The following is a 12559-nucleotide window of genomic DNA, read 5'->3' on the forward strand; positions in this document are numbered from 1 at the left end:
GTTAAGATCTTTCGTCTCAACCGAGGCGCGCATTCTACAGCAGCCTCATTTGCTGTCAAGTGATTATTTTCAGAAGTTTTCGAAGATTTCTTCAACAACTTCAACCACTTGCGCTTCCGATCTCTCGTCAGCGGGAGGCGAATTCTACAGCGTTACACGCTGCTGTCAACACCTCTTTTTCAACTTCCTTTTGGCTCCGATGAACTGAAGCAACTTACCGTCAAAACCTACATAACCCATTGTTTATCAAGGAGTTTTCCGTTTAGACTGCGCCGGAAGTGGGGCGAATTATAGACAGATATAATCTGCCGTCAACGCCTTTCTTCACATTTCTGTCATATAGGTCAGAAAAGCTCCAAAAACGCGAAAGCCCTCTTAAAGAACAGCAGAGCAAAAGCACGTAAATAAAGGGCGAAGGGAAACAGAAACCGCAGAATGCAAAAAGGCCCCATAAAATGGGGCCTTTCTGTACTTATATGGCGGAGAGATAGGGATTCGAACCCTAGGTACCGGTGAAGGTACAACGGATTTCGAATCCGTCCCATTCGGCCACTCTGGCATCTCTCCAACGGCGCGCATCATAACAGCGTGTTTCGCAGAAGCAAACCCCAAAAGCGATTTTTTTCCGTGCTATCAGATGCTTGCGTCGATTAAAGCGGTACACCCAGACGATTGGCGACTTCTTCGTAGGCTTCGATCACATCACCGAGGCCCTGGCGGAAGCGGTCTTTGTCCATCTTCTTCTTAGTGTCCTTGTCCCACAGGCGGCAGCCGTCCGGACTGAATTCATCGCCCAAGACGATGGAGCCGTCGTGGAACACGCCGAACTCAAGCTTAAAGTCGACCAGCAGCAGACCCGCATCGTCGAACAACTTGCTCAGCACGTCGTTGACCTTGAGGGACAACTCCTTCATGCGCGCCAGTTGCTCAGCAGTACCCCAGCCGAAAGCCACAACGTGGGATTCGTTGATGAACGGATCGCCCTTGGCGTCGTCCTTCAGGAACAGTTCAAACGTGTAAGGATTAAGCTTGAGCCCCTCTTCCACGCCCAGGCGCTTAACCAGACTGCCAGCCGCGTAATTACGCACGACGCATTCAACTGGAATCATGTCCAGCTTCTTGACCAGGCACTCGTTGTCGCCCAGCAGTTTGTCGAACTGGGTCGGAATACCGGCCGCTTCGAGTTTTTGCATGATGAAGGCGTTGAACTTGTTGTTCACCATGCCTTTGCGATCAAGTTGTTCGATCCGCTTGCCGTCGAACGCCGAGGTGTCGTTGCGAAACAGCAGGATCAGGCGGTTGGCATCGTCGGTCTTGTACACCGACTTGGCTTTACCGCGGTAGAGTTCTTCACGCTTTTCCATGATGGGCTCCGCTTACTAAAGGGTGGGCTAGGCGATGTGTCGCCAATCGAGCCCTGAATCTTGATCGGCCAGTTGCAGCCAGTCCGGGTCGCACCCAAGGGTGTCGACAAAACATTGCCGGGCAAGCTGCGGCAGGTTGTTCTTGCTGCTCAGGTGGGCCAGGACCAGGTGTTGCAGGTCTTGCCAGCCCAACTCATACACCAGGTACGCCGCCTGGTGGTTGTTCAAATGCCCCAGCTCGCCGCCCACCCGCTGCTTGAGAAAGTAGGGGTAATGACCGCGAGCCAGCATGTCTCGGCAGTGATTGGACTCGATCATCAACGCATCGAGGTCGCGATACCCTTCCAGCACCTTGGCGCAGTACGACCCCAGGTCGGTGAGCACGCCAAAGCGCCGCTCTCCCCCACTGAATACGTATTGCGTCGGCTCATGGGCATCGTGCGCTACCGCAATTACATCGATGCTTAGCGCACCGATTTGCAGATTCTCGCCACCGGCCAGGAAACCAGTAGGCTCAATGGGCTTGCGCATCCCGCGCAACGTGCCACGACTAAGGTACACCGGCAGATTGTAGCGCCGAGACAGCAAACCCACGCCATGCACGTGATCAGCATGTTCGTGCGTCACCAGAATCGCGCTCAGCTGCGCGGGGCGAACCCCCAGGCGCAGCAGGCGCCGCTCGGTTTCTTTTAACGAGAAACCACAATCCACCAGCACATACGTGTCGTCATGTGCGACCAGCGTGCCGTTCCCTTGGCTACCGCTGCCGAGAACGGCAAAACGCATTGGATCAGCCCAGGTTGTCCTGAATCACGCCCAACACTTTGCGCGCTGTTTCAGCTGGCGCAACGGTATTGATGTTCTTCTCGACGGTCACTTGTACGCTGTCGCCCACCTTGCTCAAACGAACCTGGTAACGCTCGGCACGGGTCTCGATCTCTTCCTTGGTCGGCTTGCTGCCGAACAACTTGCCGAAGAAACCTGGCTCTTCATCTTTCTTCTCGGCCTTTTCAGCCACGTTGATGTAGTACAGGCCCAGGCTACGGTTGATGTCTTCAACACGCCAAGGACCTTGCTCCAACGCACGACCGACACTGGCCCAGGCACGATCCAGGTCTTCACCGAGGTTCAGCACCACGTTGCCGCTGCCGTCTTCGGTGAGGCTGACACGGTTAGGCGTGTCGTAGTCACGTGCGGCGAGCAGGGAAACGGAACCGCCCTTCTCGGAAATACGGCTCATGCTGGCCAGCATCTCGTCGACCAGCGCGGAGTCCACACCAGTGTTGATCGAGCGGTTGGTGAAGTCGACGTTAGCAGTGCTGCCAGCAGGACGCTCGGCGCTGACCACGTAGACTTCACTGGTATTGCGCTGCACGCCAGGCTCGATGCGCACACGCACACGGGCTTCACTGTCGGCGGCTACACCACCTGCCTGCAGGCGCTTGGCCATGCTGGCGGACAGCTCGCTGCCCTGCTGCCAGGCGGTGGTGAACTCACCAGTCTGCGGGCGCTGCTCGTCAATGCGAAAACCGTTGTCCTGGAAGAACTGCAGGGCCACCGGCCAGACTTCGGCAGGTGGACGCTGGGCCATGATCCAGCGGTTGTCGCCACTCTTTTGCAGGCTGTAGTCGCTGGCATCTGCCACGGCCGAGATCGGCTGCGGACGCGGCACCACGTACTCACCCTTGGTGGTGTCGTCGGCAACGTTACGGGGAATCGGCAGCAACGGGTCAAGGCGCTTGGCGACGTTGACATCCGGTGGCAATTGCATCGGTTTGGTTGCTTGGGCTTCCAGGTAATCGCTACCGCGGTCACGGAAGTAGCCTTCCGGGCCCCAGATCCAACCGCAACCACTGGTGCTGGAGATAATCAAGGCAAGTGCGGAAAGTCCGGCCAATCGCTTCATGCGTAGTGCTTCCTCAATTAAACCAGGACGCCGGACTGGCGCAGGGCCTGTCGCAGCGGTTCGTGACAGGCTTCGCTGAGGCGGGTGAGCGGCAGACGGATACCGTCCGGCATCAGGCCCATTTCAGTCAGCGCCCATTTCACGGGAATAGGATTGGATTCGATAAACAGTGTCTTGTTGAGCGGCATCAACTTCTCGTGGATAGCACGCGCGGTCACTGCGTCACCGGCGATGGCGGCAGCGCACATTTCGCTCATGGCACGCGGAGCCACGTTGGCAGTCACGGAAATGTTGCCCTTGCCGCCCAGCAGGATCAGCTCGACCGCGGTGGCGTCGTCACCGGAGTAGACCAGGAAGTCGCTGCTCACACCGGCCAGGATGTCCTTGGCGCGCTGCAGGTCGCCCGTGGCTTCCTTGATACCGATGATGTTCGGCACGGTAGACAGACGGATCACAGTAGCAGCCTGCATGTCGCATGCGGTGCGGCCAGGTACGTTGTAGAGGATCTGCGGGATATCGACCGCTTCGGCAATAGCGCGGAAGTGCTGGTACAACCCTTCCTGGGTCGGCTTATTGTAGTACGGGGTCACCAGCAGGCAGGCATCGGCGCCGGCCTTCTTGGCGTTTTTGGTCAGCTCGATCGCTTCGCGCGTCGAGTTGGCGCCCGTACCAGCGATCACGGCGATGCGGCCCGCAACACGCTTGACGACAAATTCGATGACCTGGATGTGTTCTTCCACATCGAGGGTGGCCGACTCACCTGTGGTGCCGACCGCCACGATGGCGTTGGTGCCTTCTTGCAGGTGGAAGTCCACCAGTTTGCCCAGGCTGTCCCAGTCGAGATGACCTTGTGCATCCATGGGTGTGACCAGTGCCACCATACTGCCCGCAATCATGCAACCGCTCCTGCCGGAAAAAGAGAGCCGTAATGGTACTGGCGCCAAGATGCTTGTACAAGCGAAGTACCACGTGAGGATGCGTTCTGACGTAACTAAACGACAGGCAATGCCATCATTGGGCCAATGCATCACTTCACACAGGATGAAATCCAATCGGTCACGTAATGAAAACGCCACCTCCTAGCCCTTGGCGACGCTTTTCGCTACCCTTCATCCTTTGATCGATACGGCCCACACGGTATCGACCGCTCATCGCTTTAGGAAGGCTGCATGTCCACCCCCACAGTTCGCGAACAATTCCTTGTTATCAGTGCCCTCGGCGCCAACCCCATGGAGCTGACCAACGTCCTGTGCCGCGCCAGCCATGAGAACCGCTGCGCCGTCGTGACCTCCCGCCTGACCCGCCATGGCGAGTGCAGTGCACTGGTCCTGCAGATCTCCGGCACCTGGGACGCCCTGGCGCGCCTGGAAACCGGCTTGCCGGGCCTTGCCAAGAAGCACGACTTCACCGTGAATGTCGTGCGCAGCGCCGCACTGGAGAACCGCCCGCAGGCGCTGCCTTATGTTGCCTACGTCAGTTCGGCCTACCGCTCGGACATCGTCAACGAGCTGTGCCAGTTCTTCATCGACCACAACGTCGAACTGGAAAACCTGACCTGCGACACTTACCAGGCACCGCAGACCGGCGGCACCATGCTCAACGCCACTTTCACCGTGACCTTGCCGCCCGGTGTGCAGATCAGTTGGCTGCGCGACCAGTTCCTGGACTTCGCCGACGCCTTGAACCTCGACGCCCTGATCGAACCATGGCGCCCACAGAACCCAATGTAAGGAAGATCCCATGCCGGTAGCTCTCGATACACCTGTGGCCGATTTCGAAGCCCAGGCCACCAGCGGCCAGACCTTCAGCCTCGCAGCCCTCAAGGGCAAGCAAGTGGTGATCTACTTCTACCCCAAGGACAACACCCCGGGTTGCACCACCGAGGGCCAGGGTTTTCGTGACCAGTACGCAGCCTTCAAGGCGGCCAACACCGAAGTGTTCGGCGTTTCGCGCGACAGCGTGAAATCTCACGAAAATTTCAAGGGCAAGCAGGCGTTCCCCTTCGAGCTGATCAGTGACAAGGACGAAGCGGTTTGCCAGCTGTTTGACGTGATCAAGCTGAAGAAGCTGTACGGCAAGGAATACCTGGGCGTGGACCGCAGCACTTTCCTCATCGACAAGGATGGCGTGCTGCGTCAGGAATGGCGCGGCGTGAAAGTGCCGGGGCATGTGGATGCCGTTTTGGCAGCGGCACAAGCCTTGAACAAGGCATGATTGCTGCGGCAACCGTTTGATCGCATCGCCGGCAAGCCGGCTCCTACAGGTGGAACGCATTCTCCTGTAGGAGCTGGCTTGCCGGCGATAGCATCTTAAATTCCCCCACAACGTTTAAAGCAGCGGCGCAACCACCGGTTCTTGCCGCGGCCACGCATCCAGTACGGCCTTGAACAGCGTCGCCAGGGGGATCGCAAAGAACACCCCCCAGAATCCCCACAGCCCACCAAACAACAACACCGCACAGATAATTGCCACTGGATGCAGATTGACGGCCTCCGAAAACAGCAGCGGCACCAGCACGTTGCCGTCCAGGGTCTGAATAATGCCGTATACCGCCATCAGGTAGATGAACTGGTCGCTCCAACCCCACTGGAACAACGCGATCAACATCACCGGCACGGTCACCACCACCGCCCCCACATACGGCACCACCACCGATACCCCCACCAGCAATGCCAGCAGTGCTGCATAGTTCAGTCCAAGCGCGACAAAGGCGATGTAGGTGACGCCCCCGCAAATCACGATCTCGATGACCTTGCCACGGATGTAGTTGGCAATCTGCCGGTTCATTTCCTCGGCCACCCGCGTGATCAGCGCCCGCTCACGCGGCAAGTAGCCACGCACCCAGCGGCCGATCATGGCGCGATCCTTGAGGAAGAAAAACACCAGGATCGGCACCAGCACCAGGTAGATCATAATGTTGACCAGCAACGGCAAGCTGGACAGGGAAAAGGTCAACGCCCATTGCCCGAACTTTCCGATCTCGCCGCGCGCCACTTCGATGGCCTGTAATACCTGTTCATCCGACACCAAGTGCGGGTAGCGCTCAGGTAGCAACAACAACAGCGATTGCCATTTGGCGAGCATGCCCGGCAGTTCGTTGAACAAGGTGATCAACTGATGCCACAACAACGGCACGACCACCACGATGAAGACCAGTAACACGCCCATGAACAACGCAAACACCAGCCCCACTGCGGCACCACCTGGCAGGCGCAAACGCTCCAGCGTAGTGACCAGGCCTTGCATCAGGTACGCCAGCACCATTCCCGCCAGAACCGGCGCCAACATGCCGCCGAGGGTGAGGACTGCGGTAAAGGCCAGGAACAGCAGGACGGCCAGCACCACGGCCTCCTCATCGGAGAAGTAGCGCTGTATCCAGTCTCGTAACACTTTGAACATCAATCAACCTCGGAGGGTGTGGGCAAACGGTTCAGGCCTTGCGCAACCAGTAGCGGTACACGCCGGCGACATCTTCTTCGTGCAACAGCGTATGCCCAGCCAGCCTGGCAAACGTCCGGAAATCCCGCTGGGAGCCAGCGTCCGTGGCGGTTACCTTGAGCACCGCACCACTGGCCAGTCGATTGAGTTCCAGCTTGGCCTTCAGCAAAGGCAACGGGCAATTGAGTCCACTGGCATCAAGCTCGGCGTCAAAGGCTACAGCGTCGGTCATGAATTTACTCCGGGCATGGGTTCGGGCTGCTTAGAATATCTGGTCCGAAGCTCAGTGTCCGGCTACAGTAAGCTCTTTGTCGAAAGGCTTTGTGCATGACTTTTTTGCGCCCTACCCTGCTGACGCTGGCTTGCCTGCTGGCCTCTCCAGGCTTTGCTGACGACCTGCCGTCACTTGGCGACGCCAGTTCTGCCATTGTCTCGCCACAACAGGAATACCAACTGGGTCGCGCATGGCTCGCTTACCTGCGCGGCCAGGTCTCGCAACTCAATGACCCTCAGCTCAAGGACTACGTCGAAACCAGCGTGTATAAACTGGTAGAGACCAGCCAGGTCAATGACCGGCGCCTGGAGTTCATCCTGATCAACAGCCCGCAGCTCAACGCCTTTGCCGCACCTGGCGGGATCGTGGGCGTCAACGGCGGCCTGTTTCTCAATGCCCAGACCGAGGGTGAATATGCTTCGGTACTCGCCCACGAATTGGCCCACTTGTCCCAGCGTCACTTCGCCCGGGGCGTAGAAGCACAATCGCGCATGCAGATCCCGATGATGGCGGCCTTGCTCGGCGGCATCATTGCGGCGGCAGCCGGTGCAGGTGATGCCGGGATTGCCGCCATTGCCGGCAGCCAGGCTGCAGCGATCCAGGAGCAGCGCCGCTTTTCCCGTCAAAACGAACAGGAGGCAGACCGTATCGGTATCCTCAACCTGGAAAAGGCCGGCTACGACCCCCGCTCCATGCCCACCATGTTCGAACGCCTGATGCGTCAGTACCGTTTCGACGCCAAGCCACCGGAATTCCTGTTGACACACCCGGTGACCGAGTCCCGTATCGCCGACACCCGCAACCGCGCGGAACAGGCCAAGCCCGGTGGCAAGGAAGACAGCCTGCGCTACCAGTTGATTCGCGCTCGGGTGCAGTTGCAATACGAAGACACGCCTGGCTTGGCAGCCAAACGCTTCCAGGCGCAGTTGGATGAAAACCCGAAAAACGATGTGGCGCGTTATGGCCTGGCCATCGCCCAGATCAAAGGCACCCAGTACAAAGAAGCGCGGGAAAGCCTGGCCCCCCTGCTGGCGAAAGCCCCCAACGACATCACGTATAACTTGGCGCAGATCGAACTGGACATTGCCAACAGCCGCTTTCCGGATGCCCAGCAACGCACTGATCGCATGCTCACCCAATACCCCGGTAACTATCCGCTGAACCAGGTGCGGGTGGACCTGCTGCTTAAACAGAATCGCACGGCCGATGCGGAGAAGGCGCTGGATGGTTTGCTCAAGTCCCGCCCTGATGACCCGGACGTCTGGTACCAGGTCGCCGAGACGCGTGGCTTGTCCGGCAATATCATCGGCCTGCACCAGGCGCGCGCCGAATACTTCGCCTTGGTGGGCGACTTCCAACAGGCCATTCAGCAACTGGATTTCGCCAAGCGCCGGGCCGGCAACAACTTTCCTCTGTCTTCGCGTATCGACGCACGTCAGCGTGAGTTGATCGAACAGGAACGCCTGGTCAAAGGGATGATGAGCTAAACCCATCGCCCACAAAAAAGCCCCGTCTTCGCTTAACGAAGGCGGGGCTTTTCTTTTACTGCCGGATTATTCGGCTAATTTGAAGGTAATGAAGCTGGCGCGGCCCTGACGCAGGACACGCATCGACACCGAACGATTCTTCGGCAACGCCTTGGCGATATCGGTGAATTCCTTGGTGGAGTTGATCGCCTGGTTGTTCAGGTGAGTGATCACATCACCAGGCTGCAGGCCGATCAGGGCGGCCGGGCCGTCCTGGACTTCCTTGATCACGACGCCGCTCTTGAGGTCGAAGCTCTTCTTCTGCTCGTCGGTCAGTTCGACCACGGCAATACCCAAGCGATTGCTGCTGCGCTCCGCGCCGGGCTTGGCGTTGCCCAGAGCATCCAGGGTTGCACCCTCTTCAGGAATCGCACCGACGGTCAGTTCAACAGTCTGACGCTTGCCGTCGCGGATCACTTCAAGCTTGGCCTTGCTACCCGCCTTGAGTGCGCCGACCAAGTGCGGCAAGTCAGCCGACATGACGATGGGCTGGCCGTTCATGCTCAGGATCACGTCACCCACTTGCAGGCCACCCTTGGCAGCCGGACCATCGTCCTGGATCTGCGCAACCAAGGCACCGGCTGGCTTGTCGAGGCCGAAGGACTCAGCCAGGTCTTTGTTCACTTCCTGGATCACAACGCCCAACCAGCCGCGGCTGACCTTGCCACCGCTTTTCAGCTGGTTGGAAACGTCCATGGCCACGTCAATCGGGATCGCAAAGGATACGCCCATGAAACCACCGGAACGGGTGTAGATCTGCGAGTTGATCCCCACGACTTCACCGGCCAGGTTGAACAGCGGGCCACCGGAGTTGCCCGGGTTGATCGGCACGTCGGTCTGGATGAATGGCACGTAGTTTTCGTTTGGCAAGCTACGGCCGATGGCGCTGACGATACCTTGGGTGACGGTATGGTCAAAGCCAAATGGCGAACCGATCGCGACAACCCACTGACCGGCCTTCAGGTCCTGGGATTTACCCAGCTTCAGCACGGGCAGGTCCTTGCCGTCAATTTTTAGCAAGGCCACGTCAGAACGTGGGTCTGTGCCCACCAACTTGGCTTTCAGCTCGCTGCGATCGGCCAGGCGGACGAGGATCTCGTCCGCATCGGCAATCACATGGTTATTGGTGAGGATGTAGCCATCCGGCGAAATGATGAAGCCCGAACCCAGGGACTGCGCTTCACGCTGGCCACCGCCACTGCGAGGAGAGCGCTGTTGCGGCGGCATGCCACGCTCGAAGAACTCGCGCAGCATCGGAGGCAGTCCTTCCAGGTCTGGCATCTGCTGGTTCGACACTTTGCGATCCGGCAATTTCTGTGTGGTGCTGATGTTCACCACGGCGGGCGAGGCCTGCTCAACCAGTTGGGTGAAGTCAGGCAGTTCGGCTGCTTGCGCAGACACGGCCTGACCCAGCACCAATACCGTGGCAATTATGGATAGGTAAGACTTCAAACGTGGTATCGACATACAGCTCCCGTTACGACGAGCAGGGTTGAGCGACAGGGTTCAAGAAACGCCGGAAACTGCCACCGACATCTTTGTTCCGCGAACAAAACAAGGCCAGAGCCAATTAGGCCCTGACCTATAAAAAACATAGGGGGTTTTTGCAAGTGAAAATACTGATCCGGACATTTCATGCTCTCGGCAACAGACCTGGCATGCAACGACATTGAAAGATCAGGATGAACATAGGATTAACGGCTCATGGTTTTGCAGCGGACTTTTCACCGCGTACCGACAGCGCAATGCGCTCGGCCGTGCCAATGGGCACTTCGCCGACAACCGTCACCATCACCTCACCCTCAACCGTATTCAGACGGCGAGACACCGCGACCGTCGGACCCAGCTGAGTGCGGGTCTCGATGACGCTAGCACCATCGGTCGACTCAAGAAACACCGAAAAACGCGCAAGCCCATCGTCATACATAAGGCTGTCGACGGTGGATTTTGTCTCGAAGTCTTTGCGTGCACTACTGTTGGTGAGCTGGAAACCAGGGGGCAACCAATCAAGATGCCAGGCCTGAGTGGCAGGCACTTGCGGGGCCTTACTGTCGGAAACCGCCACAGGCGTGCATTCACTGCTGGGCTGCAGGTTGCGATCGTCCGGGGTCACCGAAGTGTTCAAGCGCGTGAACTGGAAGCGCTCCAGCAACTGTCCTTGATCATTGAGTAGCAACGACTTGAGCGGCAGCGCTGTTTCGCGATCCAGATGCAACTCAAACCCATAGCGGTATTGGTCGCGGGGCGTGATTGAAACAATCACGGCATTGCGACCGGCCACTCGGGATTTACCGATGACAGCCAGATCATAGAATTGAGTGAGTTTTTGCGGATCAAGCGCAGGGGAAGAACCCTCCCGCGAGTTGCCAAGGCCGGCCACGAGCGTGCCGCTGACACATTGGGTTCGGCCATCTACCCGCACAATTTCCTGGGCGGAACCATCGAGCTGCAAAAGCCGCTCTCGGACCTGACCGTCCTGGACACGATGCCAGATGTCATGGGTAGAAAAATTGCCATTACGTTCATAGACGAACGAACCTTCGAAGCTTTGCTGCTGCTCTGCACGCCCAAGTCGAGTCAGCCAGTCTTGGGCTTCATCGGCGTGGGCGGGGAGTGCAAACCAACCACTGAGCAAAAGCGTAAGGAGCGGTATGGCGCGCATAGAGCTCCTTACGAATCAGCGGTTTTCCAGGCTTGCGGCACGCGCATAAGGCAGAGCGCTTTCAGTGCCTTTCAGAGCCGATTCCTGTGCATGTTGGCGCAGGTAGCCTGGAAGACGCTGGTCCTGCCAGCCGGATTGCCCTTGCAGTACACCATTGGCCATCGGGCCGGTGCTGTCAGAGCTTTCCTTGTAGCCGGCCAATACCGCAGGGCCTTTGACCTGAGGTCCAGCCATCACCGGCTGCTGGGTCTGTTGGGCCAGTTCGGCACCAGCAATTTCGTCCTGGTTATACAGGCGAACACCCGCCAATACTGCAACAGTTACCGAGGCAGCAACTGCCAGGCGACCCAGGCTACGCCAAGGTCCACGAGCAGCTTTTGCCGGAACGGCTTCATCGGCCAACGCGGCAGAAACGGCCGCAGCAATATCCAGACGAGGGATTAGAAGATCCTTGTGCATCACCGCCCGAGCGACTTGGTAACGAGACCAGGTATCACGGGTTTCGGCGTCATCAAATGCATTGAGCACTCGACGAAGTTCCAGTTCATCCGCTTCGTTATCCATCACTGCGGACAGCGATTCCTGCAGGGCATCACGACTCATGGCGGTTCCTCTCTTGGCTGTCGCCGCTGTCTTTAGTTTTCCTGCAACAACGGTTGCAAGGCTTTATCGATGGCTTCCCGGGCCCGGAAGATCCGTGACCTTACAGTCCCCACCGGACACTGCATGACGCTCGCAATGTCTTCGTAACTCAGACCATCGAATTCACGCAAAGTTAACGCCGTACGTAAATCTTCTGGCAGTTGCTGAATTGTGCGATGAACGGTTCCTTCGATCTCGTCGCGCAGCAATGCACGCTCCGGCGACTCGAGATCTTTGAGGCCGTGATCACCATCGTAAAATTCTGCATCTTCTGAACTCACATCACTATCTGGCGGGCGGCGTCCGCGAGACACCAGATAGTTCTTCGCCGTGTTGATGGCGATGCGATACAGCCACGTATAAAACGCACTGTCACCGCGGAAATTACCAAGTGCACGATAGGCCTTGATAAAGGCTTCCTGTGCAACGTCCTGCGCTTCATGGGTGTCGTGCACAAACCGCACGATCAACCCGAGAATTTTGTGCTGGTATTTCAGCACTAGCAGATCAAATGCCCGCTTATCGCCGCGCTGAACGCGCTCGACAAGCTGCTGATCCTCTTCCTGGGTTAGCATGAACACTCCTCGTTGTACTTGAAGGAGGCTTGCATAACTAAACGATCAGGCTTGCAAACATAGACTCGGACTTTTCGCAAAAGTTCTCCCCCTTCAAGCAAGTTTCCGGCACGCACTGATTTGGCACACACGAAAAACGCAGCGCGGGCATCGCCGGCTGCGCGAATAATCT

General features: G+C 57.9%; 13 protein-coding genes and 1 tRNA gene. 3 read left to right on the plus strand and 11 right to left on the minus strand.

Annotation, left to right across the window (positions count from 1 at the left end; translation table 11 throughout):
- Window positions 1-477 precede the first annotated feature (477 nt).
- From HX792_RS28270 to dapA, 5 genes are all read right to left on the minus strand, one after another.
- A tRNA-Ser gene (locus HX792_RS28270) sits at window positions 478-567 on the minus strand.
- Between the two features lie 83 nt (window positions 568-650).
- Complete coding sequence (gene purC, locus HX792_RS28275) at window positions 651-1364, minus strand: phosphoribosylaminoimidazolesuccinocarboxamide synthase (protein ID WP_010212191.1); 714 nt, start codon at window positions 1362-1364, stop codon at window positions 651-653.
- A 27-nt stretch (window positions 1365-1391) separates the two neighbouring features.
- Entirely contained in the window at window positions 1392-2150 is a 759-nt protein-coding gene (locus HX792_RS28280; RefSeq protein ID WP_176999169.1) for an MBL fold metallo-hydrolase, read from the minus strand.
- A gap of 4 nt (window positions 2151-2154) precedes the next feature.
- Complete coding sequence (gene bamC / locus HX792_RS28285; protein WP_176999170.1) at window positions 2155-3270, minus strand: outer membrane protein assembly factor BamC; 1116 nt, start codon at window positions 3268-3270, stop codon at window positions 2155-2157.
- 17 nt (window positions 3271-3287) lie between these two features.
- Window positions 3288-4166, minus strand: a complete 879-nt coding sequence (gene dapA, locus HX792_RS28290) for a 4-hydroxy-tetrahydrodipicolinate synthase (protein WP_176999171.1) — start codon at window positions 4164-4166, stop codon at window positions 3288-3290.
- A 273-nt stretch (window positions 4167-4439) separates the two neighbouring features.
- Here dapA and HX792_RS28295 point away from each other — a divergent pair, with 273 nt between their 5' ends.
- Both HX792_RS28295 and HX792_RS28300 read left to right on the plus strand, forming a co-directional pair.
- Window positions 4440-5000 (plus strand): glycine cleavage system protein R, encoded by a 561-nt coding sequence (locus HX792_RS28295; RefSeq protein WP_176999172.1) that lies wholly within the window; start codon window positions 4440-4442, stop codon window positions 4998-5000.
- A gap of 10 nt (window positions 5001-5010) precedes the next feature.
- Window positions 5011-5484 (plus strand): peroxiredoxin, encoded by a 474-nt coding sequence (locus HX792_RS28300; RefSeq protein WP_176999173.1) that lies wholly within the window; start codon window positions 5011-5013, stop codon window positions 5482-5484.
- Window positions 5485-5598: 114 nt separating this feature from the next.
- Here HX792_RS28300 and HX792_RS28305 read toward each other — a convergent pair whose 3' ends face one another.
- Complete coding sequence (locus HX792_RS28305; protein WP_176999174.1) at window positions 5599-6669, minus strand: AI-2E family transporter; 1071 nt, start codon at window positions 6667-6669, stop codon at window positions 5599-5601.
- A 31-nt stretch (window positions 6670-6700) separates the two neighbouring features.
- Window positions 6701-6940, minus strand: a complete 240-nt coding sequence (locus HX792_RS28310) for a sulfurtransferase TusA family protein (RefSeq protein WP_176999175.1) — start codon at window positions 6938-6940, stop codon at window positions 6701-6703.
- 95 nt (window positions 6941-7035) lie between these two features.
- On the opposite strand from HX792_RS28310, the gene HX792_RS28315 reads away from it, so the two are divergent.
- A complete protein-coding gene (locus tag HX792_RS28315; protein WP_176999176.1) occupies window positions 7036-8469 on the plus strand; it encodes a M48 family metalloprotease in 1434 nt (477 codons plus the stop codon).
- Window positions 8470-8535: 66 nt separating this feature from the next.
- On the opposite strand, the gene HX792_RS28320 is transcribed toward HX792_RS28315, so the two are convergent.
- The 4 genes from HX792_RS28320 to rpoE all read right to left on the minus strand — a co-directional run bounded on the left by HX792_RS28320 (window position 8536) and on the right by rpoE (window position 12387).
- Window positions 8536-9975 (minus strand): DegQ family serine endoprotease, encoded by a 1440-nt coding sequence (locus tag HX792_RS28320; protein WP_176999177.1) that lies wholly within the window; start codon window positions 9973-9975, stop codon window positions 8536-8538.
- Between the two features lie 235 nt (window positions 9976-10210).
- The gene (locus tag HX792_RS28325) at window positions 10211-11170 is read right to left on the minus strand and encodes a MucB/RseB C-terminal domain-containing protein (RefSeq protein WP_176999178.1); all 960 of its coding nucleotides are present in this window, start codon (window positions 11168-11170) and stop codon (window positions 10211-10213) included.
- A gap of 15 nt (window positions 11171-11185) precedes the next feature.
- Window positions 11186-11773: a sigma-E factor negative regulatory protein gene (locus tag HX792_RS28330; RefSeq protein WP_065882095.1), complete on the minus strand. Its 588-nt coding sequence runs from the start codon at window positions 11771-11773 to the stop codon at window positions 11186-11188.
- 32 nt (window positions 11774-11805) lie between these two features.
- A complete protein-coding gene (gene rpoE, locus HX792_RS28335) occupies window positions 11806-12387 on the minus strand; it encodes an RNA polymerase sigma factor RpoE (protein WP_003172477.1) in 582 nt (193 codons plus the stop codon).
- Window positions 12388-12559 lie beyond the last annotated feature (172 nt).

This window comes from Pseudomonas sp. B6002, from assembly GCF_013385985.1.
Lineage (GTDB): Bacteria > Pseudomonadota > Gammaproteobacteria > Pseudomonadales > Pseudomonadaceae > Aquipseudomonas.